A 26463-nucleotide genomic window follows, 5' to 3' on the forward strand; every position below is an offset into this window, starting at 1 on the left:
TGTATGGCCCGAGAGCGGGATGCGAAAGGAGGAGGGATGGATCGCCGCTTATTCCTTCAGCGAGCCGATGAGCAGACCTTTGATGAAATAGCGCTGCAGGAACGGATAAAACAGCACCACCGGACCGATGGTCAGTATGGCCGTGGCCATTTTCACCGACTCCTGCGGCAGCGTCTGGTTGCCGGGAATGGCGCCGCTGCTCTGCATTTGCTGAATCATGCTGATCTCGGAGTTGAGCTTGAACAGCAGGTACTGAAGCGGATACAGCTTCTCATTGTCCACCAGCATGATGGCGTTAAACCAGTTGTTCCAGTAGGCAATGCCATAGAACAGCGTGATCGTGGCAAGGACGGGCATGCTTAAGGGCAAAAAGATCCGGAACGCGATATAGAAATCGCTTGCGCCGTCGATCTTCGCTGCTTCCGTGAGCGACGCCGGAATTTGGGACATGTAGTTGCGAACGAGAAACAGGTTGAACGGGTTGAACATCAGCGATGGGATGATCAAGGCCCAGATCGTGTTATTTAATCCGAGATTGAGGTTGATCAGGTACCAGGGCACGAGGCCCGTATTGAACACCATGGTGATGAAAAAGAACAATCCGAGTCCATGGCGGTAACGGATGTGCTTGGCGGCCAGCGTGTAGCCGGCCATGGACGTAATGGTAACGGCCAGGATCGTGCCGAACGCGGTTACGAAGATCGAGATCATATAGCTACGGTACAGCGGAGTGCTGCCAAACAGAAGCAGCTTATAGGCATCGAGCGACAGCTCGGTCGGAAACAGTTGGTAGCCGTGCTGTTTGATGCTGGCTTCATCGGTAAAGGACACCATGAGCACCAGCAGCATTGGCAGAATGCACAAGAAGGAGATGATGCTGATCAGGACGGCGTTTACGGTGTCGAACATTTTGGGTCTGGAGGTCATCGGGTTTCGCTCCTTTCAGGACGTTTCCGGTTCATGTCAGAACAACGCATGATCCGTGTTCACCTTCTTCACGATTTTGTTGCTGCCCCATACGAGAATAAAGCCGACCACGGACTGGTACAGCCCGACAGCCATCGCCTGCGCAGGATTTCCGATCGTGCGGAGGGAACGGAACACATAGGTGTCAATGACGTCAACGGTCGGATAAAGGAGGCCGTTATCCTTCACAATGGCATAGATCATGTCGAAGCTTCCGTACATGATTTTGCCAAGCGCCAGCAGGGTCAGAATGGATATGGTCGGCAGCATGAGCGGAATCGTGATGTGGCGGATAAGCTGCCAGCGGGTGGCGCCGTCGATCCGTCCTGCTTCGTAATAGCTGTCATTGATGCCCGTAATGGCGGCCAGATAAATGACGAGGTTCATCCCGAGGTCCTTCCAGACCGCCGCGATCGTAAGAATCCAGGTCCAATATTGCGGCGAGGCATACCAGTTGACGGGATCCATATGGAAGAACGCCAGAATCCGATTCAGAATTCCGTAGTCGGTCGACAGTAGACTGTAAATGATGTAGCTGACGATGACCCAGGACAAGAAATGCGGGAACAAAATCGTGGATTGGCTGATTCGCGAAAACCAGCGGCTGCGCAGTTCGTTGAAAAGAATGGCCAGCGCCATGGCGCCCAGTGTGCCGACGATAATGAACAAGAAGTTGAGCTTCAGCGTATTGAAGGTGACCTCCCACGCCCGGGGAGACGAGAAGAAGAACTTGAAATTGTCAAATCCGACCCACTCCGAGTTGAAGAGCCCGGTCCTGAAGTTGAATTTCTGAAACGCAATGAGCATGTACGGGAGTGTGAAATAGCCGAAGATCAGCGTATAGATGGCGGCCGGTAAGACAAGCAGGTACGCGGAACCGTTCGTGCGGATTTCCCGCAGAAAGCCGGAGCGGCTTTTTTTCATAGACAGGCACGTCCTTTCGTTTAAGCTGGGGCTGCAAGCGTGAGCAGTTCTGTTTTGAGTGTAAAGAGAGTTGCCGCGGTCCGTAAACTATGAAAATGGAGTTTGAGCGGATTGGAAGGCGGAAAGGGGATTTTAAAAAAGGGGAAAAACTTCAAATTTTCGTACTCAAAATGGCGGTTTCTGAACCAAGAACGGCGGGGAATGCTTGATTTTATAAGGTTTTTCGCTGATGATGCTAATGGCTGGAGGGAAAGGGGCGAAAAATAAGAATGCGTTTTCATGTTGATGAATGCCTGCTGCAAATATAAAATGAAGTAACATCCGGATTCAGGCCTAGCGAATTCGATAACGAGACAAACATCATTAAAGTAACATATATATTACATATACACGACATCTAAAAAACAATAACTTTGTTTGCATGTGGATCAAAACCGATGCTTCATGATGATCACCAAATGGCAGGGAGGGAGAATATGATCCGGCAGCGATTGTTCCGTTATGCGGTGTACCGCAACATGTTTCTCAGTTTTGTTTTGCTTACGGCAGCCATGATTGCCCTCGTAACCGTCGTTCTGTTCATGATGTTCTCCTGGAGCACCGCGAAAGAGGTAGGAAAAATTTCCGAGTCGATGCTGAAACAAAACAGCGCTGTGTCCAGCGTGATCCGTGACCAGGTCTATAATGTGGGCAACCTTCTGCTCAGCGATAAGGAAATCGTGGGCGCTCTGCTGGACAAAGGAAACGATCCCGTCAAGCAGTATGGAGTGTTCGGCACCCTCAGACGAATTCAGTCGACCTATCCGTTCATCCATTCGATCGGGATCTATAACGGCTCGAATAACACGTATCTCAATACGAAGGGCATTACCAAAGAGCAGGAGAAGGAGCTGCTGGAGGAGATCAACAGCAAGAACACCTCCTACTTCCACCTGTTTCCGCGCCGGATCTCGGCCGCCAATTCCTCTAACCAGAGCGAGGACGTCATTACCTTCGTTCTCCTTCCAAGCTATTATTCGCCGGTGAACTCCAAAGGCGCCATCGTAATCAACATGAGCACCTCCACCATCCAGAAGCTTATTGGCGGGTACCGGAACGAAGCGACGGATTCCCTGTACGTCATTGACGACAGCGGGACGATCATTACCCATTCGGACCATGCCCGCTTTATGGAGGATGTCTCGCAGGAGTCCTATGTGCAGTCCATTCTTTCATCCGCAGCGGAGAGCGGCTATTTCACCCGCTCTATTGACGGCCGCAAGAGCGTTGTCACGTACGTCAAATCCAAGGAAATGAACTGGACGTTTATCAGCGTAAGCCAATATCAAAATCTGCTGTTCAACATGCAGGCTTTACGTACGACCGCGCTGATTCTCGCTCTGGCCTGCTTCGCCGTCAGCATCTTCCTGTCGATCTGGCTGACGCACCATGCGTATAATCCGATCCGACACCTGCTGGATAAAATGAGCGCTATTCCGAAGATGAAGGGAAATCGGCGGCAAATCAACGAATTCGCCATACTGGATACGACCTACGCGGAAATGACGGAGAGGATGCGTTCGATGGAATCCGAGGCTTTCGCCGCTCGTCAGGCCCATGTGCTGCAGTTGTTGAACGGCGGCGATGAGACGGCATTCCGCCGCTTGGCCGGGGAAGGCAGGGGGCCGTATTTCCTGGCGGCGGCCTTGCTCCTTGATAGCCAAGACGGCTCGCCGGGAGGAGAGGACGAGGGGCTGCAGTCGTATTCCTGCGCCACCGTCGCCCGGGCGGCCCAGCAGATGCTGGAGCCGGAGGGAGCGAGCGTAGCCGCGGTCGGCGAGGGAATCGTGGCGATCATCCTGCCTATCAAGCAGAACCGGCCTCCAATCGGTGCAGTCGGCATGCTGGAGGAGCTGCAGAGTGAGATTTTCCGCACGCTCCGCGTATCCGTCACCGTCGGCATCGGGACGGCCGCGCAGACATACGACGGGCTGCGCGAATCGTTCGATTATGCGCAGTCCTGCTTCCGCCAGCGGTTCTTCGAAGGCAAGGGCAGGCTGTTCCACTGTGACCCGGTTATCGCGACGGAGAAGAAGCGGTCTGACGCGCAGTATCCGGACAAGCGGGAGAAACGCATTATCGAGGCGATCAAGCTGCAGCAGCGGGATAAGCTGGAGAAAGAAATCGATCTGTGGATCAAGGAAATCCGGGATTGCACATACCATGAAGCGATGTTCTTCATCAATCAATTTATCGGCGGGTTATACAAGCAGCTTAATGTCCATATGGTGAAAAACCGGGAGAGCGCGGAGCTCTTCCTTCGCTTCACACGAAGGATTACCCGCTTTCAGACCCTCATGGAAACGGCGGATGCCTTGAAGGAGCTCGCCTTGCGGTTATGCAGCCTGTCCGAGGAATCGGGCGCGGTGCGGCATGCGGAGGTCGTGGATTTCATTCAGATGTATGTGCGCAAGCATTACGCGCGGCCGGATATGTCTCTTGAGCAAGTGGCGGGTGAGGTCAAGCTGTCCCGCAGTTATGTCGGCAAACTGTTCAAGGCGCATTGCGAGCTGTCGTTCAATGATTATCTGAATGCCGTGCGCCTGGAAAAAGCGAGAGAGCTTCTCGCGAGCACCGAGGATTCGGTGCAATCGATCAGCGAGCAGGTGGGCATCTTGAATACGACCTATTTCTATACATTGTTCAAAAAGCATTATCAAATATCGCCGGCACAGTTCCGAAGCCAGCATGCATTAGAGAAGAAAATGGCGCAGTGACAGATAACCTGACTTTTTGAACACGCACTTCAAGCGTTTTAAAATGGCGGAATCCATCATTTTAAAGTATACGTCATCCCAATGTCTCCTTAAGATAGACATCGTACCTATAGCGGCAGGACAATACCACTTGAAGTCAGGGGGGCAAGGCATGAAAAAAAGGAAAGCGCTAGTGCGATGGTTGGCCGCACTCTTCATCGTTTCCGTGATCGCAGGCTGCTCCGGCGGAGGCAATGCCGGTGGAGAGAACCGCTCGACAAGCGGGGAGAGCGGTGGCGGGAACAAGCTGCCGGTCCGGTACCTGCTTCCGGGCAACGCGCCGCAGGATTTGGACACGGTGGTCAAGGCGATTAACGAGAAGCTTGAAGCCGACGGCCTCAACCTTACGTACGAACCAACGTACATACCCTGGGACGCATGGGACCAGAAGACGAACCTCATGATGTCGACAGGGGAGGAATTCGAGCTGATCGCCATCATGCATGATGTGAAAGGACCGACGGTGCTTGCCGGCAGCGGCGGGATCATTCCGATCGACGATCTGCTGGATCAGTATGGCAAGGAGCTGAAAAAATCCATGCCGGACTGGATCTGGGAATCCGCGAAAATCAACGGCAAGATTAACTATGTGCCGAACTTTTGGGCGGATACTGCTTTTAACGACGGCATGTTTACGATCCGGACCGATCTGCTCGAAGCGAACGGACTCAAGCCTCCGGCATCGCCGGAGGAGCTGCTGGATGCGGCGGAGACGCTGCAGAAAAATTGGCCGCAGGAGAACAAGAACGTATATATCAAAATGCTGGAGGAGCCTGCCTACTTCCTGCATACGACGTATGATACCTATCCGTTTACCGTTGCCGACAACATGATTTACATCGATCAGCAGGGGAACGTGAAGTCCTGGATTGAAACCGAGGAATTCAAAAAAGATGTGCAGTACATGAACGAGGCGTATCAGCGCGGGCTGATCATGAGCGATCTGCTGACGACCCCGACGGAAGTCATCAACCAGGAGGAATTGGCCGGACGTTATCTGTACCGCCCGGGGGATGTCGGCACAAGCGATGCCATTCTACAGACGTTCCCGGACGCCAAGCTGGATATTTACTATTTGGCTGACCAGCCGAAGTTCAGATCCTATGCGATCCGTAACTCCAACGGGGTATCGGCCACCTCTCCGCATCCGGAAGCGGCTATTCAATTTTTGAATTGGGTGTACAGCAGCCAGGAGAACATGGATCTCGTACAGAACGGTGTGAAGGACGTGCATTGGAAGGATACCGGCAAGAACACCAAAGACTATCTCGCCAAGAACGAGAACGGTTCCCCAGCTTATGAGCTGCCGTATTGGCTGCTCGGCCACGTTGAAATGAACCGGTATCCGACGAATATCGACCCGGCACGGCTGGAGCGCCGCACAACGATTGCCGACGATGCCGTGAACAGCATTGCGATCGGCTTCACCTTCGACCCGACAAACGTCGCATCCCAATACGCCAACTGCATCGCCGAGCTGAAGACGAGTGTCTATCCGGTCATGCAAGGTGTCGTGAAATACGAGGACGGCTACGAGAACATGCTCGCCGCCATGAAAGCTGCCGGTCTCGATGAGGTCGTGGCAGAATATAAACGGCAATTCGATGAGTGGAGAGCAGGTTAAGGAGGATATGAAAATGACCATTCAGGCGCCAGCCATCCGGGAAGGCTGGAAATGGTTTACGGAAAGCCGATACGGCCTGTTCATTCACTTCGGGCCTTATGCCCGATACGGGCGCGGCGAACAGGTGCTGTTCCGGGAGCATCTGGACCAGTCCGAATATGCCCGCGAGGCCTGCGAGTGGAACCCGGTGTTTTTTGACGCCGAACTGTGGGCCTACACGGCCCGCAAGGCGGGCATGAAATACGCTTGCTTAACGACTCGGCATCATGATGGATATTGCTTATGGGATACGGCCACGACAGATTACTCAAGCGCGAAGCAGGCGCCAGGCAGGGATCTGGTGCGGGAGTTCACCGACGCGTTCCGGGCCGGGGGGCTTCGGGTTGGCTTATACTATTCATGGATCGATTGGCGAATTCCGGCTTACTTCGACGGACCGGAAAAGGATCCGCAAGGCTGGGAGGACATGAAGCGGTACTTGCACGCCCAGGTAGAGGAATTGGTCACAAAATACGGGCGTATCGATCATTTCTTTTTCGATGGTGTGTGGCCGAGAACCGCCGAAGACCTGGACAGCATCAAGCTGGTGGAGCGGATGAAGTCAATTCAGCCGGATATTCTGGTTAACAATCGTCTCGGGCTGTCCGAGGAGGAGAAGCTGCATGCGGACGGAGGCGGCGGGTCGGGAGATTCCGAGGTGCTCGGCGACTTCGGTTCACCGGAGCATGTCATCGTCCCGGACGGGAAGCGGCTCTGGGAATCCAGCCAGGTGACGACATGGCGATTGTGGGGTTATACAAACGGCGAACGATGGCGACCGGCCGACGTCCTGCTCGACATGCTGTGCGAGTGCGCTGAGAAAGGCGGTACGTACGGCGGGAATTTACTGCTTAACGTCGGGCCGCAGCCGGACGGACAGCTGCCGCCGGAATTCGTGGAACGGGCGCTGAAGATCGGACAATGGCTGGAGGTTCACGGTGAGGCGATCTACGGCTCGGATGGCGGCAATCTGACCGAGTTTATTACGTATGGGCGGCAGACGATGAAAGGCAATTATTTGTATCTCATTATCCGGTTCTGGGATGGGAGTCCAGTACTGCGGTTGGCGGATCTCGTCACGCCGGTGGTTCGCGTGACGCTGCTGACGACAGGACAGGAGCTTACGTTTCGGCAGGATGGCGATGTGCTCTGGATCGAAGGTCTTCCACGGGAACGTCCGACCGAACTGTTCCCGGTGATCCGCATCGAATGTGAGAGCCGTCCGGAGACGAACCAATGGGGAAGCGAGCGCCTCTGGACAGGTGATCCTTCCCGGATTGCCGATTGGGCCAGATCGCGTGGGACCACCGTCTATGCCGACGGCCAGCCGCGACATGCAAAGAAATAACCGATGAGGCGGTGGAAGAAGTGCTGATCATGCATGCCAACCAGACAAGCGCTGAGAACCCTTCTGTTATCTAAGCGTAGAAACTGAGGAACAACCGGCAACCGGCGTTTCCTGCTTCGGTTCTTTGAAACAGTGAGCTTGGAGGCTGGACAGCTCTTACTAAAGTGAGCGAAAAAACCGGAGCGGGCCAGAGGGTTTATCCTCGCCCGGTCCGGTTTTTAGTTTTGATTTCACAGACCATGCCCTTACTACAAGAAAGCTGTTTTTGGGACAGACTCCTTTGCCCGGTGTGCCAAAATCAGATTTCAGACCTCAAGCCAGAGCGCCGGTGTTGTCGGCGGTTCCCAGCCCGGCAGAGAAGTGTGGGCCTGACGGCATTGATAGACAACGCCGTTATAGGTCACAAGATCGTTTACATTATAGCTTGTATTAGGAGCCCAATCCGGCGCTTCGGTCGAAGGGGCGGGGGTAGTGGCAGTTGCCGCATTACTGGCGCCGGATTCATTGCCGGCGGCATCCAAGGCTGTGACCGTAAAAGTATAGGTCGTATTTGCGGTTAAGCCTGAGGCTGTGTAGCTCAATAAAGTGCCACTGACGCTTCCGATTTTATCGGTGCCGTTGTAGATGTTATAGCCTGTGACGCCTACATTATCGCTGGATGCTTTCCAGGAGAGTGAAATCGTAGAGGAGGTCATCGCAGTTGCAGTCAAGTCTGACGGTGCAGACGGGGCCTGTTCATCCTTCTCCGGTCCCACAGCGGTTGAAGCGGTCACGGTGTTGCTGGCTGCAGATTCGTTGCCGGCGGCATCTTTGGCTTTAACGGTAAAGGTATACTGGGTACCTGCGGACAATCCTGTAACCGTGTAACTTGTCAGTGTTCCGGCTACACTTCCGACTGGCGTCGTGCCACGGTAAACCGTATATCCGGTGACACCGACATTGTCGGTTGCCGCATTCCAGGCAAGTGTGATGGAGGATGAGGTTGCGGCCGTGGAACGGAGATTGGAAGGAGCGGTTGGAGCTTGTGTATCCGGTCCGCCGCCGGTGTCGCCGTTGGACAGATTTACATCAATAGCCTGATAAAAGGCGTTGCCGGTATCCGCAATTTCCCACACGCCGAGAATGACATAATATCCGCTCCGGTCTGTAGGCACATTGCAGGTATGCGTTACACTGGATGACGGACGGGCGCCACCGTCGTTGAAGGAGCAGAACAGCTCAAGGTCGCTGCGGGCAATCGGCTTGTTGGGGTCCCAGCCGATTTTTGTAATATAATACTTCCATTCCTTGGTGGCATGGGCGGCAGTCAGTGTCCAGTGAAAGGTGTTGGGACCGCCGTTCATATTGACTTTGCTCCAGCGGGTTGCTGTCTGCTCGAACAGCGGGGGGAATATGCCGCCTCCTGTAATTTGTCCGTCAGCAGGCCCGCCAGCAGGAAAGTTGCCTTTCGCTTCTATGCTGTGGGGCTCATACTGCACCGGTCCGCAATTCGTATTTACGCCCTGTCTGCAGAGCTGCGCCCGGCTCGCCGGGGAGTCCACGTACCCATGTGCGGAAATGACACCTGAAGAGATCGAGACAAAGACCAGCACGAACACCGAAACTGCGACAGAACGCAGCCTTTTGTGGATTTTTGCTTTTTGGGTCAATAGAATTCTCCTCCTTCATTAATATGATGGCGTCAAAAATCTGTTAGATGATTTTATTTCCTGCTGCTAACCTGGATCAGCCCCTTTCTTCATAAGATAGAACTTCTGCGTGAATGAGTCTGTTCGCGGCTATGTATAAAGAAAGGTGGAGTAGTACTGAAATAGTCAGGATTGATTTCAATATATTAAGTCGAAAAGATGAAAGAAAGGATAAATTTTAATGATTTAGGGAGAAAAAATGTGAATCCGGACGAAAGTGCGGAAGAATGAATATAAAGAATGGACAGCTTTCCGTTAAGGAAGAACGAGCTGTCCATTTTTACTAGTCAGTCAGCAGAAAACCGGCACGTTCCAGGGCCTGACATGCCTGATCGAGCCGTTCCTGATCCGGCGCAGTCAGCGTATGAAGATGAATACCGCCAGTCAGCTCTGACAAATATGCCGCATTCGTGGAAGTGATGCGCAGAATAAATTCATGTACTTCCTGGCGGGTGGAAGCCAGAATGGGAGCGGTAATCTCACCGTAAACCGGGTGCTCGACAATGACGTCCTTCACCGTAACCCCGTAATCCACAATCAACTGCAGTTCCTCCTCCGTCCGCTCGGGACCGTGCTGAACGGCGACAATCCGTTCCACCGGCCTGTCGGATGCCTCGGGCTGTGCCAGATACATATAGCCCTGGCTTGTTGCCATAATCGGTTCATTCTTCGCCTTGAGCAGCGTAATATCCTGCACTATAACCTGGCGTGACACAGATGCCCTGCGGGCCAGCTCACTGCCAGTAAGCGGGGAATGCTCCTTCAGCCATTGCAGCAGCTTCTCTCTCCGCTCTGCACCGCTTAGCTTAGTCTCATCGTTCATCTATTTTAATCCTCCTTTTACACAGCTATAGCTTGTTCATCACCGTTTCATGCAGAGTGCTCAGAAGTGAATCCACTTCCTGCAAAGTTGTGTGCTGCCCGAAAGATATGCGTATGAAATGCAGAGCCTCCTGATCCGACGCCCCCAAAGCTTTGACGGAAGGGGACGGATTCTGCTGTCCTACGGCGCATGCGCTCCCGGTGGATATGCATATCCCGCTGCGGTTGCATTCTAACATTATATACTGTCCCTCGGCTTTCAGAAAATAGCAGCCTGCAATATGAGGAAGCACCTGTACGCGGGTTTCGTCCACTACAGGCTGTAAAGGGATGCCGAGCCGGTGCCCCTCCATGAACAGATGGGATCTTAATTTCCGGAAATGCTCCGAGAGCTTTGTCATTTGCCGGACCATTGCCTCAGCGGCGGTCACAAAGGCGCCGATGCCCGGCACGTTGACGGTGCCCGGCCGGAAGCCTTTTTCATGCGTGGTTCCGGGGTAGACGGGCTTCCAATCGACTCCGGGGCGAATATACACGGCGCCCACGCCTTTCGGGCCGTAAACTTTGTGGCTGGACACTGTGAGTACATCAAAGCCCAGTTCATCCGCATGAACGGGTATTTTGCCGAAGGTCTGAACCGCATCGGTATGCAGGAGGATGCTGCGCTTTTTCAGAAGCGGTGACAGTTCCTGCAGGTCCTGAATGATGCCGGTTTCCGAATTGGCGTGCTGTATGGAGACGAGCCCCGTGTTCTCCCTTATATGGCTGAGCAGAATTTCAGGTGTAATACGCCCGTTGCCGTCCGGCTGCATGATGGAAACTCCCCAGCCCTGGCTCTGCAGCAAAGCCGCCAGATTGCGGATGGATGAATGCTCCACCGAGGTGGTAATAAAATGCCTCCGATCCGCGGGAAGCCCGTTTAATACGGATTGCAGAGCAAGTATATTCGACTCTGTGCCCCCGCTTGTAAAATAGATTCCATCCTCATGTCCATGAATCAGGGCGGCGAGCTGTCTGCGGCAGTAATTAAGGATATGCTCGGCTTTCCCACCTGCGTCGTGCAGGCTGCTTGCATTCCCGTAGACTTCTTTATTCAATTCATGAAACACCTGCATGGCTTCTTCACTGATCGGCGCCGACGCGGCATAGTCAAGATAAATCATGTCTTTTCTCCTCCATACGGAAGTTAAATTTCAAATAAAAACTCTTGAGTTTATTGTAGGGATGTGTAAAGATATGTGTCAAGACACATGTGACGACAAGAGGTGTTGATATGTCCTATCGATCGGTAATTGTGATTGGCGGCGGAGCAGCGGCCCTGTCCCTGGCTGCGGCAATGCCCGAAGATATACAGATTACGCTGCTTACCAAGAGCACGACGGGCCGCAGCAATTCCATGCTGGCACAGGGAGGCATTGCCTCCTTCCATCAGGCGGGAGATTCTGCGGCTGAACATCTGACCGATACGCTCGCCGCCGGGGGCGGACACAATGATGTCAATGTAGCCTCCGGCATAATCCAGGACGGCAGGCGCATGATTGAACAGCTGCTGGAGCAGCGTTTTCCCTTTGACCTTGATGAACTTGGCGAGCCGCAGCTTGGCCGGGAAGGGGGACATCACAGGAACCGGATCTTTCATGCAGGCGGGGACGCGACAGGTAAAATGCTGGTGCAGCATCTTGAGGGGCTCTTGGGTGACAATGTCCGTGTGATGGAGCAGATTACGGTGTATGAGCTGCTGCTGGAGCAGGGCAGATGCACGGGGGTGCTGGCCAGCCATGAGGAGACGGGGCTGTTCGAGATGAGGGCGGATGCCGTGGTCATCGCGACCGGAGGCTGCGGCAGCCTGTTCAGCCGTCATACGAATGATGCAACGGTGACGGGCGACGGTTTGATGATGGCTTACGAGGCAGGCGCCGAGCTTACGGACCTGGAATTTATTCAATTTCATCCGACTCTGTTGGTGCATGATGGTGTTGTTTATGGACTCGTTTCCGAGGCGGTGCGCGGTGAGGGAGGAGTGATCCGGGACGAAGACGGCAGACGGATTATGAACGGGCGACATGAGATGGGTGACCTTGCCCCGCGGGATGTGGTAGCGAGAGCGATGCATGAGGAAATCCGCAGTGGACACTCCCTGCATATCGATATCAGCGGCATCCAGGATTTCCGGGGCCGTTTCCCGACGATTTCTGGCCTATGTGATGCTGCGGGAGTGGATATCCGCGAGGGCTGCATCCCGGTTGCTCCGGGCATGCATTTTCTGATGGGAGGCATTCGCGTAAATGAATGGGGCGAGAGCACTGTCCCAGGCTTGTATGCAATAGGCGAGGCCGCCTGCACGGGGCTGCACGGAGCCAACCGGCTGGCCAGCAATTCGTTGTTGGAAGCTTTGGTCATGGGCAACCGGGCGGCGGGGCGGATTGCTCAGGTTGTGTCTGCCCGGATAACGGGCGAGAGCGGGCACAGCCTTCCAGCACCGGATCGAGGCGGCTGTTATGAAGTCCCCCGCATCACCCTTGAAGAGCTGCAGCGGCACATGAGTAAATCTGTTTCCATCCAGAGGAGCGGGGAAGAGCTTCAGGCTCTGGGCCGCTGGCTGCATGAAGTGCAAACCGACCCCATTCATGTGCAAAAGATCACAAAAAAACAGCTTGAGCTCCTCCATCTATGGCAGCTCGCGAGGCTCGTTGCGGCCTCTGCATTGCTGCGCGAAGAAAGCAGGGGCGCTCATTATCGAACCGATTTTCCTGTAAGCGATGATGCGGGCTGGAAAGGGAAGCAAATCATCCACAGCCGGAACGGCATACAAATCAGAGAAAATGAAGGGATTGCTCAATCATGGAACGTTTACAGCTGAAACGCATGCTGGAGGCTTTTTTTACAGAGGATATCGGGAACGGCGATCTGACGTCTTCCCTGATCTTCGGAGATCAGGTCTGTGAAGCTGTCATTCACAGTAAAGGCAGCGGCGTCTTTGCGGGCAGCGATATTATTCGTGAAGGCTTTGCGCTGCTTGATGTGGACATTGAGGTTGAGATGTGCAGGAGCGACGGAGATCCCGTGGGACCCGGCACCGTTATTGCCGAGCTAAAAGGCCGCGCGGCGTCGCTTCTGACAGGGGAAAGGGTCGTGCTGAATCTCATTCAGCGGATGTCGGGCATTGCGACTTTGACAAGGGAGTGCGTCTCCCGGCTCAATGATTCAAGTATCCGTCTCTGTGACACCCGAAAGACCACTCCCGGTCTAAGAATGCTTGAAAAATACGCCGTCCGCATTGGCGGCGGTTATAACCACCGCTTTGGCCTCTATGACGGCATCATGATCAAGGATAACCATATCGCCGCCTGCGGCTCCATTCGGGAGGCTGTTGCCAAGGTCCGCAGCGCCGCGGGACATATGGTGAAGATCGAGGTGGAAATCGAGGATAAGGAGCAGCTTCGGGAAGCGATTGAGGCAGGCGCGGATGTCATCATGTTTGATAACTGCCCGCCGGATACGGTCCGCACATTTGCCGCCATGACCCCGCCGCATATCGTGACAGAGGCTTCGGGCGGCATTATCCCGGACAGTCTGCCTTTGTTCCGTGGGACGGGAGTAAATTGCATTTCGCTTGGATTTTTGACGCATTCAGTTCAGAGTCTTGATATCAGTATGGATGTAAAAATATAACTGGCACGAAATAAAGCTATGGGAGAGGAATGAGGAACAATGTCTATTCTGGAAGCGTTGAATGGGCAGCACGGAATGATGCCGGAGCATTACAAGTACATGTCGGCAGCCGAGATGGAGCAGCGGGTTGCCGCGCTAAAAGAAAAATTCGGTAAAAGGCTGCTCATCCCCGGCCACCATTACCAGAAGGACGAAGTGATTCAATTTGCCGATATTACCGGCGATTCACTGCAGCTGGCACAGCAGTCGGCGCTGAATACGGAGGCTGAATATATCGTATTTTGCGGGGTTCACTTTATGGCGGAAACGGCCGACATGCTGACCTCGGAAGGGCAGACGGTCATGCTGCCTGACATGCGCGCAGGATGCTCCATGGCAGACATGGCCGATATCATGCAGACGGAGAGGGCGTGGAAGGAGCTGCAGCTCCAGTTCGAAGACACGATCCTGCCTTTAACTTATGTGAACTCTACGGCAGAGATCAAGGCTTTTGTCGGACGAAACGGCGGAGCAACCGTAACATCTTCCAATGCCAGCAAAATAGTGGATTGGGCGCTTAAACAGAAGCAGCGGATCCTGTTCCTGCCAGACCAGCATCTGGGACGCAATACCGCTTATGATCTGGGCGTGCCCTTGGAGCAAATGGCGGTATGGGACCCTCATCAGAACAGGCTGCTGACAGAACAGGACCCTGATTCTATCAAAGTTATTTTATGGAGAGGGCACTGCTCTGTGCACGAGAAGTTTACGGTGGAGAATGTGCTTAGGCAAAGGGAGCTGGACCCCGAAGTCCGCATCATCGTGCATCCGGAATGTGCGCATGAAGTGGTGCAGCTGGCGGATTGCGCGGGCTCGACCAAATTCATCATCGAAACGATCCGCAATGCGCCGCCAGGCACCAAATGGGCGGTAGGCACGGAGATGAACCTTGTACAAAGAATCATCCGCGAGCACCCCGAACAGCACATTGTTTCCCTCAATCCGGATATGTGTCCGTGCCTGACCATGAACCGTATTGATCTTCCTCATCTCCTGTGGTCGCTGGAGTCTATTGATCAGGGGAACCCGGCAGGAATTGTAAAAGTCCCGTCCCATATCCAGCGCGAAGCGGTGCTGGCTTTGGACAAAATGCTCCATATTGTATAACATGTAAGGATACAGACCTGAGCTGCCAGCTTGGGCTGTATCCTTTTTTTTCGTACAAAAGCGTTCATTGCCGGGCAAAACGGGTACTAAGTCAGCAATGAAGGAGTGAGCGCATGACGGCAAGAGATTATTATTTCGATAATGTGAAATTTGTATTAATTGCACTGGTCGTGACCGGGCACCTGATTGAACCGCTTGGCTCCCAGCCTTTTTTGCGGCCGCTGTATTTGCTTATTTACGCTTTTCATATTCCGCTGTTTGTGCTGGTATCGGGCTATTTCTGCAAAAATCTAAGCAGCGGCGAATATACCAATAAGGTGATCAGCAGGCTGGTTGTTCCTTATGTTATTTTCGAAACGCTGTATTCTTTGTTTGATTATTACGTGCTCGGTGAACAGACACTGAAGTTTTCCTACTTTACGCCATATTGGCTGATGTGGTTTTTGTTCAGCATGATTTTATGGAAAGCGGCATTGCCTTATGCTGTCAAAATCCGCTATGCGCTGCCCATATCCATCATCGTTGCCATTCTGGCCGGTTACGCGAATGATGCCCAGTATTATGCAAGTATTTCGCGCACATTGGTTTTCTTCCCGTTTTTCCTCGCCGGTTATTATTTGAAGAGGGAGCATATTTCCCGTCTGCGGACCCCGCTAATACGAAGTATAGCGGTTATCGTCGTTTTGGCAGCCGCCGCGGTCATGATTTTGTACGGAAACGGTTTTGAGGAGAAATGGTTTTACGGCAGCGTGCCTTATGAAGCTATGGGGCATCCCGAGTGGAGTGCAGGCCTGTACCGGGCGGCTGTTTATGCCGGGGCGGTTTTGCTTGGCGGATCAGTGCTGGTGCTTGTGCCGGAAAACAGATTTCCGCTGATTACCGCCGGAGGAAGAAATACGCTGTACGTATACTTGCTGCACGGATTCATCATCAAGTTTTTGGCGAAGGCCAGCGGCTTGTACGCGTTATTCCGCGATCCGGCGCTGCAGCCGCTTTTGCCGTTGGCGGGTATCCTGCTGACTGTGCTGCTGTCTGGCGGCGGTATCCGTCACTTGTTTAAATGGCTGGTGGAGCCGCGGCTGAACAGATTGTTTAAAAAGCCGCTAAGCAACCGGAGCCAAAGCCGTACCATGAGCAGATAGATTCTTATCGACAAAGGGAGTGCATTCCTTGAAAAGGAAATATGGAGACCATACAGATTGGTAGCGTGTACTGGATAGGGAATATGCAATATTTTGACAAGAGTGTGTGCATCGTTAATGATGGATACTTAACTCTATTCGGTACATTTCTTTCTTACGGTTGCGATATCGCTTATTCGGGCGAAAAAACCAGGGTTTCTTTTCTAACGGTCGTATGCGCGTTTATTTAGACGAGACAGCCCCTTATTTGCGGAAAAATGGGACATAAGCTCGCTGGCAACCATTACATTTTGTACCTCCATGTTTTTACCCATATAGCGTCGCTCACACCCGTTAGAATATCGCACTTTTATATGTACTCGAACCTATTCCACGCCCAAGCACTGATTCGGTTTTTGTGCCAAAAAATCAAATATAAATGGGGGGTCAGCGATTGAAGTAATGGTTCATCCTTGGAACGCCTCTCAACAAACGAAAGGAGTGCCCACGGGTTAAGGATATTTTGGGACACTCCTCTTTGTACTAATAGATGTATGAAATAATTATACCGGACCCCACTTGATCAGCACACCTACAATGATGGAAACAAGCCCGATGATAAACCAGGTCAGGGCGAGCGGCCAAATAAATTTCAGCCATTTTGTATATGGAATGCCTGTCGCGGCCAATATGGCCATCAGCACACCGGAGGTAGGATTGAGGCAGTTGACTACGCCTTCGCCCATCATGACCGCCTGCACGGTGACCTGGCGGGTTACGCCAAGCAGGTCGGACAGGGGCGCCAGAATAGGAATCAGCACAACGGATTCTCCGGAACCCGAGGAAATCAGGAAATGCAGCAGAGCGCTTGCCAAATACATTCCAACCGATACGAAAATGGGGCCATTTCCTTGCAGGAGGCTTGCCAGCCCGTTAACGATCGTATCCAAAATGTTGCCGTCATCAAGCACAATCGAAATACAGCGGGCCATACCGCAGATCAGAGCGCCATACACCAGCTTTTGACAGCCGCCGAGAAACGTTTTTGCCGTTCCGTTGCCGCCCAGCCCGCCGATGATTCCAGCAGCGATGGAAATGAAGACAAACGTGCCGGCCATTTCCTTGTCTCCCCATTTGAGATAGAACGTGCCGGCCAAGAAACCCGCGAGGCACAATCCCGTAACAGCAATAATCCATTTTTGTCTGGCCGTCCACACTGCATTTTCCGAGCCCTCATCTTCACTGATAAGCGCCTTGCTAGGAAACCAATCGCCTGTAAGCAGACTGCCGCGTTCCGTTTTCAGCCTTTTGGAGTACAAATACAAATAAATAATGGTGGCAGCCACAAAACAAACGTAAATGATGCTGCGCAGCCCAATCCCCGAGAACAGGGGCACTTCGGCGATCGTCTGCGATATGCCGAGCGGGGAAGGGGAGAGAAGCGTCGAGTTGAAGCCGGCATAAGTACCGAGGTAAATGACGGCCGCACCCAATACAGCGTCCCATTTCAGAGCCCGCGCTACCAGAATGCCCAGCGGAATAAAGCCGATGACGGAGTTCACGACAATGCCTGTCGTTCCTAGCACCGAGAAAATAGCGGCGACAATCAGGATAAACAATAGCTGCCGTTCACGGAATTTGTTCACAATGGTATGCACCATGCCTGTGATCGCGCCTGTTTTCTCAAGGACTGCAATCGCTCCGCCTGTGAACATAATCAAAAAGATGATGGAGGAAGCGTTGGACATGCCTTCGGCGATGGCTGAGAAGAAGCCGACAAATGAAATGGGTGATCTTTCAACCTGATGATAGCTTCCCGGAACGGTGGTTGTGATATCATTGTTGGTGACGCGATCAAACTCGCCGGCAGGCACAAAGTATGTGGCAATGGCACATATCAATGCTACAGAAAACAGAAGTACATAAGCATCAGGCATTTTCAGCTTGATTTTTCGTGCGGTGTGTTGCGGGGCTGGATTTTGCATTGAGTCAACCTCCTGTGTTGTGTAATCAAGCTTGTTCATTTGCTTCCAGATAATGTTGTAAAAGGCGATTTGTTTGCTATATCATAATAAAGGATTTGCAATATTTCAATCATTTTTGAATAAAAAACTTCAAAAACCAGCTATTGAGGTGATATAATCTGACATCATACCGGGAGAAAATCGAAAAGCATTATGGGGAACTGACGAAAGGGATGAAGAAGGTAGCGGACCTGCTGCTTTCCAATCCCACCGCCATCGCAGCCCATTCCGCCCGCAAGGTCGGGGAACTGGCTGAAGTCAGTGAAACGATGGTTGTCAGACTGGCCGTTGCCCTCGGTTATCAAGGTTACAGCGAGCTTCAGCAGGCGGTGCGGCAGGCGGTATATAACATTTACACAGACATCCATGAGCTGAAAGGGGAGGGACAAACGGAGGAACTGCATTATTTTCAGCAGATGATGCGGGCCGATCAGGCGAATATCGAGCGTGTCTCGCAAAGTATTTCCCCGGAGGATCTGGACAAAGCGGTGCAGCTGCTGGACAATGCAGACCAGATTGTAGTGGCTGGCGTCCATTTCAGCTTTTCCATGGCGCACTGGTTTGCGTTTTCGCTGGGGCTGCTCAAGCCTCAATGCAGGCTGTATCGTCCCGAGGATCAGATTCATCTGAACCATCTGACGGGGGAGAGTGTGCTGATCGTCTTTTCCTTCTACAGGTATGCTTTGGAACCGCTGTGGATTGCCGAGGAGGCCAAGCAGAAGGGCATTACCGTCATTGCATTTACCGACTCCAGAACGGCGCCGATCGTTCCGCATGCAGATATTGTATTTTCTCTCGAGCTGCCGATCAGATCCATTATTCAGATGTCACCCGTTATATTTTCTATCATGAACTCGATTATTATGGAGCTTGCCAAGCACAATGATCAGAATGTAAAAATGACCGAAGGCCATCATATCCGCAAGTTTTACACACAGTAAACGTGGATGCCTGTTTGCCGTGCGACAATGACGAGGGAGAGGGATGATGATTATGCCATTATTGCCTGAAGAATACCGTGCAACGATTAAAGAAGTATTTGCGCACCTGCATGCCAATCCGGAAATCAGCATGAAAGAGGTCAATACCACCAAATATGTAAAGGAGTGGCTGGATAAGCTCGGCTGCCGGACACGGACCTTTGATTCCTGCCCGGGTGTGATCGGGGAGATTGGGGAAGGCAAACCGGTCGTCGCCGTGCGAGCGGATATGGACGCGCTGTGGCAGGAGGTGAACGGAGAATTCCGTGCGAACCATTCCTGCGGCCATGATGCGCATATGACCATGGTGATCGGGGCCGCGATCGCGCTTACCCAAATGAAGGACCTGCCGGCAGGAACCATCCGCTTTGTTTTCCAGCCTGCAGAGGAAATTGCACAAGGGGCATTGGCTTTAATTGAAACAGGGGCCTTGTCGGATATCGATTATTACTACGGTGTGCACCTGCGCCCTGTGCAGGAGCTGCCTGCAGGTAAAGCCGCTTCTTCCATCCGCCACGGGGCCAGCCGCGGAGTCACCGGTGTGATTTATGGAGAGGAAGCCCATGCGGCGCGGCCGCATCTTGGGATTAACGCCATTGAGGTGGCGTCATCCATCGTGCAGGAGCTCGGTCATATCCACCTGGACCCGCGTATTCCTTATTCCGTGAAAATGACCACGATGCATGCCGGTGAGACCCGCAACATTATTCCGGGTACGGGACGTTTTACCCTGGACCTGCGTGCCCAAACCAATGAAGCGATGACAGAGCTTGTCGAGAAAGTCCAGCAAACCGTGAACGGGGTCGCCAGCCGGTACGGTGCACGGATTGAGCTGGAAATCGCACATGGCCTTGCGGCGGCACAGGTGGATGCGACAGCGGAGAATTATATGGCTGCTGCTATTGCTGAGGTGATTGGCCAGGAGAACACGGCCTCGGCGCTATTAACAACAGGCGGGGATGATTTCCATCAGGTAGCTATCAAGCTGCCCCATGTGAAAGCGACCATGCTCGGTTTGGGCTGCGGTCTGGCCCCAGGATTGCATCATCCGCATATGAGCTTTGAGCATGATGCGATGTATACCGGAATTGAAATATTGGCCAGGGTCATCCTGAACACGCTGCAAAATGAGGCTGTAACTGTATAACAGAAAAATGGCTGCCCCAACCATTCAAAGGGTTGAAGGCAGCCATTTTTTTGCCATATCCTAGCTGAGCAAGCGTGTGGTAGCGGAGGGGGCAGCAGCTATTTGACCGTCAAGCATAGCCGTTTTCCACCGTATATAGCTGTCCCAAGCAGTCCCGCTTTCGAGCACGGATTTGCAGGTGTAAATTCCTTCCTCGATCGATTGCACACGTTCTCCGATAAATAGCCGCACGGCGCTGTTGAGCAGCACCTGATTCGTAAACGCCATATGGCCGGTGCCGTTCAGGACCTGCTCCGTCACCTCAAGCTGGAGGGCCGGCGTCCAGGACAGCTCAGGCAGGATGCTTTCGAGGCCGAACATCTCCGGATCGATCAGCTCCAGCCGGGCTGCGCCATTTTCCACAAAATAAGTCCGGGTCGGGCGGTCAATGAACAGGTCCTCGGACCCTTCGCAGCCCTGCACAATCACCGCTTTACGGTAGCCGAGCTTAACGAGCAGCTTGGCGGTTCTTTCAAAGACCGTGTTATGGAATACCCCGAATGCAAGATATGGTGAGCAGCTGTAATCAATCAGCTTCTCCGCCGTATTCAGCACGGTCCGCAGTCCCAATTCCTCGCGGAGCGGGCGCAGTCTGCCGAGCGGCGGGCATTCCTGCTCGGAGGAGACGAACATCACTCCGGTATTTGCTGCTGCCGCGGCGGCTTGCCGGCGCGGGACGCGGGCGCTGTCGATCCCCATCTCCCTGAGCAGCATCGGGATGGTGATGCCCCGTTTCGGCGGCAGCGGCTCCGTGCCGTGCAGCGTGACAGGCAGGCCGCAGGAGGCCACGATAAAGGCCGATGCAAAAGTCGCCATAAACGTCGAGGTCCGTCCGTCATATGGACCCGCGAAATCGATGCCTTGCCGCTCACCGGAACGATTCGCAAAGCTGCGGCATACATCCACGAACGCTTTGAGCTCATCCACACTTTCAATCTTGATCCGTTCAGCGGTAAAAAAGGCCCCGATCTGGGCCGGACTTGCCGTTTGTGTGAGTATTAGGCGGGCGGCGGCAGCGGCTTCCTCATAGGTCAGATCCCGCGCTCCGCGCTTGCCGCGACCGACTTCCTTCAGCAATTCAACCATAGTCATATCCAATCTCCCCCTTATGAGCTATGCCTTAAGCATTTGATGAGCCTTTACAATGGAAACGGCAACGTCCACAATTCTTTTCCGTTCGTTCATGGCTTTCTTGCGCAGCAGTTCGTAGGCTTCAGCTTCGGGAATGCCGTTGACCTCGCCCAGAATGCCCTTAGCCATATCGATCCATTTCCGTTCCTCCAGCCTGGCTTTTAGCTGGTCCCGCTCACTCTTCCACTGCTTGCGCTCGAAAAAGCGTTTGGACCCGAAATGAAGCGCCCAGTTCAGTTCATGCTCCTTCATGCCGGGAGTCAGGATTCCGTCGATGGACACATCGACCTCGCAATCTTCCGTGGAGGAAAGAGCCGCATCCGCGCTGCACCACCAAAAAAGCGGCATCTCCTTTTTCGCTGTCAACTCCGTACCCCACATCTGGATTAATGCGACAGGCAGATGCAGAATAGCGGCATCGGCGTCCTGAAGAATTTGACCTGCCGAGGTTTTGTCACAGGCCAGGAACACCTGATAACCGTGAGCTTCCAGGATCGCCTCCGGACCCGCGCCACTCGGATGATCTCTTTTCTGAACATCAATGACCAAAAATGATCGCATGAAGAGGCTCCCCCTCCTGTAAATGATGACTTAGTAGGTCTCCATACTGTATTAAAGTGCGTGTTCAAAAAGTCAGGTTTTCAGCACCGAAGCCTCTGCTTCCGAAGTGCGTTTTGTGAATCAAGATAGAAAATATGACATACCCTTTTGCCTATTTTGCTGTCTTTTTAATGAAAAAGCAATCTTCTTTTTTGAAATGTGATAAATGATATCTGAAAAAACATAAGTTTATCCTAAAATATATGTTTCGGCCATTTTTTACGTCAATAATATTGACATGAACTCCGAATGCGTATATATTTGAACCAATAATTTAAAATTTACGTATCGGATACAATGGCGTATCCATAACAAGCGGCAACGAAGCCCATTTTCACTTGTGAACAGATGTTTGCAGGGTGGAGTGGGCTTTTTTCATTTTTAAGAAGCAAAAAGATGGGGATTTACGGAGGGGAGAAGTCTCATGGAGAATAAAAAGAAGCTCGTGATGATCGGTAACGGAATGGCAGGTGTAAGAACGATAGAGCATGTGCTGAAGGTGGCTCCCGGGCTTTATGATATTACGATTTTTGGCGCGGAGCCTTATCCGAACTATAACCGCATTATGCTTTCTTCCGTGCTTGCGGGCGGTACCGGTCTGGAGGATATCGTCATCAACGATTGGAGCTGGTATGAGGAGAATGACATCCAATTATATACCGGTGACCCGGTAACAGGGATCGATATTAAACACAAGAAAGTAAAATCCGCCTCCGGGCGTGAAGCGGACTACGATGTTCTGCTGCTGGCTATGGGCTCGAAAGCGTTTATGCTGCCGCTGCCGGGAGCAGACAAGGAGGGCGTAATCGGCTTCCGTGATATCAAGGACTGTCACACGATGATGGATGCGGCGGGAAAATACCGCAAGGCGGCCGTTATCGGCGGCGGACTGCTGGGCCTGGAAGCGGCAAGGGGACTGCTGAACCTCGGCATGGAGGTCACCGTCATTCATAACAGCAAATATCTGATGAACCGCCAGCTTGATCCGGCATCATCCCTTATGCTGCAGGGCGAGCTGGAACGGCAGGGAATGACCTTCCGGCTGGAGTGCCAGACGGCGGCGATTGAAGGGCATAAACGGGCGGAACGCCTTGTATTCCGGGATGGCAGCTTCGAGAAGGCCGATTTGGTTGTGATGGCCGTGGGCATTCAGCCTGAAATCAGGCTGGCGAAGGAGGCCGGCATCGGTACCGGGCGCGGAATCCTCGTGAACGATTTTATGGAAACGAATGTGCCTGATATTTATGCTGTCGGAGAATGTGCAGAGCACAGAGGGATTACGTATGGGCTGGTGGCGCCGTTATATGAGCAGGGCACCGTACTTGCGAAGCGTCTGGCGGGAATGGAGACGGCTGGTTATGAAGGCTCGGTTACATCCGCCAAGCTGAAGGTTTCCGGTGTGGATGTATTCTCGGCGGGACTGTTCGAGGATGCGCCCGGGCTGCGGTCTCTGCGCTACCAGGACGAAATTGATGAAGTGTACAAAAAGATTGTGCTTAAGGATGACAGGCTGGTCGGAGCCGTTCTGTTCGGGGATACGACCGATGGATCCTCCTTATTTTCACTGATTAAATCCGGTGAATCCGTAGCAGGCAGAGAAAAAGAACTGCTGCTCGGCTTCCCGGCCGGTAAAGCTGAAGGTTCCGGGACCGCCAGATTCGAGCAAATGCCGGATGACGAGATTGTATGCGGATGTAACGGAGTCACCAAGCAGATGATCGGCGAGGCGGTAGCCGGCGGCTGCCGTACGGTGGGGGAGATCAAGGCATGCACGAAAGCGTCCGCTTCCTGCGGCGGCTGCAAGCCGCTCGTGGAAGGCTTGCTGCAGTTCTATGCGGGTGATGAAGCGGGAGAAGGTGTGAAAGAAGGCATTTGCTCCTGCACCAAGCTGTCCCGTGAAGAGATCATCAGCGGCATCAAAGAAATGGGTCTGAGCACGGTGAAAGAGGTTATGAATGTGCTGGGCTGGGATGAGCCGGGAGGCTGCTCCAAATGCCGTCCTGCGCTGAATTATTATCTGGGCATGATTTCGCCCGGTACGTACAAGGACGAGAAAGAATCCCGTGTCACCAATGAGCGCTACCACGCCAACATTCAGAAAGACGGTACGTATTCGGTAGTGCCCCGTATTTACGGCGGCGTAACTTCTCCGGGGGAGCTGAAGAAAATTGTCGCCGTCGCTGAGAAATACAATGTGCCTCTTGTGAAATTCACAGGCGGACAGCGGCTTGACCTGCTTGGCGTGAAGAAAGAGGATCTTCCAGGGATTTGGGCGGAGCTCGATATGCCGTCAGGACACGCTTACGGCAAAACACTGCGCACCGTAAAGACCTGTGTCGGCAATACTTTCTGCCGCTTCGGGACCCAGGATGCGATGGGTATGGGCATCAAGCTTGAAAAGGCGTTCGAGCGTTTGAATGCGCCCGCGAAGGTTAAACTTGCCGTCTCCGGATGTCCGCGAAACTGTGCGGAAGCGACGATCAAGGATCTGGGTGTCGTAGCCATCGACGGAGCCTGGGAGCTCTACGTCGGCGGCAACGGAGGCATCAAGGTGAGAGCGGCAGAGCTGTTGTGCACGGTGAAAACGGAGGAAGAGGTCATCGAGTGGACGGCCGCTTATCTGCAGTACTACCGTGAGCAGGCGAGCTGGAATGAGCGCACAGCGCACTGGGTGGAAAGAGTAGGCCTGGAGTCGATCAAGGCGGCGCTGGCAGACGAGGAGGAACGGAAAGCTCTGGTGGCCAGAATCACGGAAACGCTCAGCTATACGACCGATCCGTGGAAGGAAATCATCGAGAATCCCGAGCTGCGCAAAAATTTTGAGCCGCTGGGCGGCCTGCAAACGGTGAATGAGCGTATGCTTCCGAGGTAGTTTTGTACGAAGAGATATCAGGGCAGTAACGCTCACAAAACTTTAAGGGGGAGCATGCATGGAGGAGAAAATCCGGATAGCGAGCATACAGGAAATCGACCTCAGAGGAGCGAGAACGTTCCGGATGGGGGAGTTGGAGGTCGCCGTATTCCGTTTAGATGACGGAAGCATTAAAGCACTGGAAAACCGTTGCCCACATAAAGCCGGGAAGCTGTCGGAAGGCATGGTGTGCGGCACGAATGTGCACTGTCCGCTGCATGATTGGAAAATCGATCTGGCAAGCGGGCTTGTCCAAGCGCCGGATGAAGGCTGTGTGACCACGTTCGGCACGGAAATTGACGAGCAGGGCAGCGTATTTATTTTGGTGGAAAAGGAAGTGCTGCAGTCAGCTTCGGGGACGTGATGAGGACTGTTCAGCGTGGAGAAGCAATGAGGGGTATCCTGCTGGCCGTTTGGCTGTCAGGATACCCCTTTGCATGTTTACTCACAACTGTCGTATAACCTGCAGGTGCTGTACCAGTCGGTACCCTTTAAGCCCCCTTTGCCACAGAAACAGCGCGGGACCGTTCTCCGGCAGGCCGGTTTACCAGATAAATGCCGATGCCGATAATTACGGCTCCTGCCATAGTGTACCAGTGCAGCGGCTCCTTCAGGATCAGCCAGCCTGATAGCACGCCAAACAACGGAATCAGGAATAAATACACGTTTGCTTTGTTCGGATCACTGTTGCTGAGCACATAATACCAGGCTACGAATTGGGCTATAGAGCTGATGAGAATCATCCATCCCAGCACGAACAGCTCCTTGAACGGATTGGCTGCGTCCCAAATAAGTGACGAATGCTCCACAAAAGGACCAAGAATGAATAAAATCACTCCGCCGATCAGCATCTGGTACGCCGCCATCACCCAGGTGTCGAATTCTTTGCCCCAGCGAGAGGTAAGCAGGGTGGCCATGCCCCACGCCATACCGGCTCCAAGAGATAACCAGAACCCGCTTTGCATCTCCACGGCAAATCCCTGCGTCATTGCCACACCTGCGAACCCGATGACCACACCTGCCCATTGCATCGAACGGTAGCGTGTTTTAAATAGAAGAAAGCTGAAAACAATGAACCAGATCGGGTTGCTGGAAGATAAAATGGAGGCACTTCCGGAAGAAATGGTTCTCATGCTTAAATAGTTCAAGCCCATCACAAGCGTGGATTGAAATAATCCGATGACGGCAAGCTTCAGCCAGGAGGCTGCACTGCGCGGATGCGGCCGTCCCCATATGAAAGGAAGCATCAACAGCCCTGCTCCAACGAAACGTATTCCCAGAAGCACAAAGGTGGACCCGTAAGAAAGCGATATTTTTCCGAGGGGAAAATTAAGCCCGGCTACGAGCATCGTAAACAGCGTTAGAATCCATATCCGGGAATTACTCATGAAACGTCAACCTCCTTTCTGAAAATGTATTCCCAGTTTATTTCAACACAGATATCTTGTAAAATAATCATTAAAGATATAAACCATCATTTAAAATG

20 protein-coding genes are annotated in these 26463 nt (G+C 53.0%); 11 read left to right on the forward strand and 9 right to left on the reverse strand.

Going from position 1 to position 26463, the window contains the following annotated elements; all coding sequences use genetic code 11:
- Positions 1–48: 48 nt before the first annotated feature.
- Together ACE5KN_RS03605 and ACE5KN_RS03610 are read right to left on the reverse strand one after the other, a co-directional pair.
- The gene (locus ACE5KN_RS03605; protein ID WP_375525218.1) at positions 49–927 is read right to left on the reverse strand and encodes a carbohydrate ABC transporter permease; all 879 of its coding nucleotides are present in this window, start codon (positions 925–927) and stop codon (positions 49–51) included.
- A 36-nt stretch (positions 928–963) separates the two neighbouring features.
- Positions 964–1890, reverse strand: a complete 927-nt coding sequence (locus tag ACE5KN_RS03610; protein ID WP_375525219.1) for an ABC transporter permease — start codon at positions 1888–1890, stop codon at positions 964–966.
- A gap of 476 nt (positions 1891–2366) precedes the next feature.
- Between ACE5KN_RS03610 and ACE5KN_RS03615 the strand changes: the two genes are divergently transcribed.
- The 3 genes from ACE5KN_RS03615 (at position 2367) to ACE5KN_RS03625 (ending at position 7696) form a co-directional block, all read left to right on the forward strand.
- On the forward strand, positions 2367–4646 hold the full coding sequence (locus ACE5KN_RS03615) for a helix-turn-helix domain-containing protein (RefSeq protein WP_375525221.1): 2280 nt from the start codon (positions 2367–2369) through the stop codon (positions 4644–4646).
- A 151-nt stretch (positions 4647–4797) separates the two neighbouring features.
- On the forward strand, positions 4798–6309 hold the full coding sequence (locus ACE5KN_RS03620) for an extracellular solute-binding protein (protein WP_375525222.1): 1512 nt from the start codon (positions 4798–4800) through the stop codon (positions 6307–6309).
- Between the two features lie 7 nt (positions 6310–6316).
- Positions 6317–7696 carry an alpha-L-fucosidase gene (locus ACE5KN_RS03625; protein ID WP_375533044.1) on the forward strand — a complete coding sequence of 460 codons (1380 nt, stop codon included), beginning with the start codon at positions 6317–6319 and terminating at the stop codon, positions 7694–7696.
- A 305-nt stretch (positions 7697–8001) separates the two neighbouring features.
- Here ACE5KN_RS03625 and ACE5KN_RS03630 read toward each other — a convergent pair whose 3' ends face one another.
- From ACE5KN_RS03630 to ACE5KN_RS03640, 3 genes are all read right to left on the reverse strand, one after another.
- Entirely contained in the window at positions 8002–9345 is a 1344-nt protein-coding gene (locus ACE5KN_RS03630) for a lytic polysaccharide monooxygenase (RefSeq protein ID WP_375525224.1), read from the reverse strand.
- 322 nt (positions 9346–9667) lie between these two features.
- Positions 9668–10207 carry a transcription repressor NadR gene (locus ACE5KN_RS03635; protein ID WP_375525225.1) on the reverse strand — a complete coding sequence of 180 codons (540 nt, stop codon included), beginning with the start codon at positions 10205–10207 and terminating at the stop codon, positions 9668–9670.
- A gap of 25 nt (positions 10208–10232) precedes the next feature.
- Entirely contained in the window at positions 10233–11369 is a 1137-nt protein-coding gene (locus ACE5KN_RS03640; RefSeq protein WP_375525226.1) for an IscS subfamily cysteine desulfurase, read from the reverse strand.
- Positions 11370–11479: 110 nt separating this feature from the next.
- Between ACE5KN_RS03640 and nadB the strand changes: the two genes are divergently transcribed.
- The 4 genes from nadB (at position 11480) to ACE5KN_RS03660 (ending at position 16166) form a co-directional block, all read left to right on the forward strand.
- Entirely contained in the window at positions 11480–13066 is a 1587-nt protein-coding gene (gene nadB, locus ACE5KN_RS03645) for an L-aspartate oxidase (RefSeq protein ID WP_375525227.1), read from the forward strand.
- Entirely contained in the window at positions 13048–13878 is an 831-nt protein-coding gene (nadC, locus tag ACE5KN_RS03650; RefSeq protein WP_375525228.1) for a carboxylating nicotinate-nucleotide diphosphorylase, read from the forward strand. Before nadB ends, nadC begins: the two co-directional genes overlap by 19 nt.
- Positions 13879–13917: 39 nt before the next feature.
- Positions 13918–15024 carry a quinolinate synthase NadA gene (gene nadA / locus ACE5KN_RS03655; protein ID WP_375525229.1) on the forward strand — a complete coding sequence of 369 codons (1107 nt, stop codon included), beginning with the start codon at positions 13918–13920 and terminating at the stop codon, positions 15022–15024.
- Positions 15025–15137: 113 nt separating this feature from the next.
- A complete protein-coding gene (locus ACE5KN_RS03660; RefSeq protein ID WP_375525230.1) occupies positions 15138–16166 on the forward strand; it encodes an acyltransferase family protein in 1029 nt (342 codons plus the stop codon).
- Between the two features lie 542 nt (positions 16167–16708).
- Here the strand turns inward: ACE5KN_RS03660 and ACE5KN_RS03665 are convergent.
- Entirely contained in the window at positions 16709–18130 is a 1422-nt protein-coding gene (locus ACE5KN_RS03665; protein ID WP_375525231.1) for a YfcC family protein, read from the reverse strand.
- 179 nt (positions 18131–18309) lie between these two features.
- Here ACE5KN_RS03665 and ACE5KN_RS03670 point away from each other — a divergent pair, with 179 nt between their 5' ends.
- Positions 18310–19110, forward strand: a complete 801-nt coding sequence (locus ACE5KN_RS03670) for a MurR/RpiR family transcriptional regulator (protein ID WP_375525284.1) — start codon at positions 18310–18312, stop codon at positions 19108–19110.
- A gap of 52 nt (positions 19111–19162) precedes the next feature.
- Entirely contained in the window at positions 19163–20296 is a 1134-nt protein-coding gene (locus ACE5KN_RS03675; protein ID WP_375525285.1) for a M20 peptidase aminoacylase family protein, read from the forward strand.
- A gap of 60 nt (positions 20297–20356) precedes the next feature.
- Here ACE5KN_RS03675 and ACE5KN_RS03680 read toward each other — a convergent pair whose 3' ends face one another.
- Positions 20357–21427 (reverse strand): anthranilate phosphoribosyltransferase, encoded by a 1071-nt coding sequence (locus tag ACE5KN_RS03680; protein WP_375525232.1) that lies wholly within the window; start codon positions 21425–21427, stop codon positions 20357–20359.
- A gap of 21 nt (positions 21428–21448) precedes the next feature.
- The gene (locus tag ACE5KN_RS03685; RefSeq protein ID WP_375525233.1) at positions 21449–22027 is read right to left on the reverse strand and encodes an ANTAR domain-containing response regulator; all 579 of its coding nucleotides are present in this window, start codon (positions 22025–22027) and stop codon (positions 21449–21451) included.
- A gap of 463 nt (positions 22028–22490) precedes the next feature.
- Here ACE5KN_RS03685 and nirB point away from each other — a divergent pair, with 463 nt between their 5' ends.
- Both nirB and nirD read left to right on the forward strand, forming a co-directional pair.
- Positions 22491–24938 carry a nitrite reductase large subunit NirB gene (gene nirB, locus ACE5KN_RS03690; protein WP_375525234.1) on the forward strand — a complete coding sequence of 816 codons (2448 nt, stop codon included), beginning with the start codon at positions 22491–22493 and terminating at the stop codon, positions 24936–24938.
- A gap of 58 nt (positions 24939–24996) precedes the next feature.
- Positions 24997–25341, forward strand: a complete 345-nt coding sequence (nirD, locus tag ACE5KN_RS03695) for a nitrite reductase small subunit NirD (RefSeq protein WP_375525235.1) — start codon at positions 24997–24999, stop codon at positions 25339–25341.
- Between the two features lie 127 nt (positions 25342–25468).
- Here the strand turns inward: nirD and ACE5KN_RS03700 are convergent, their stop codons facing one another.
- Entirely contained in the window at positions 25469–26365 is an 897-nt protein-coding gene (locus ACE5KN_RS03700; protein ID WP_375525236.1) for a DMT family transporter, read from the reverse strand.
- Positions 26366–26463: the final 98 nt, after the last annotated feature.

The organism is Paenibacillus terreus (genome assembly GCF_042138595.1).
GTDB lineage: Bacteria > Bacillota > Bacilli > Paenibacillales > Paenibacillaceae > Paenibacillus > Paenibacillus terreus.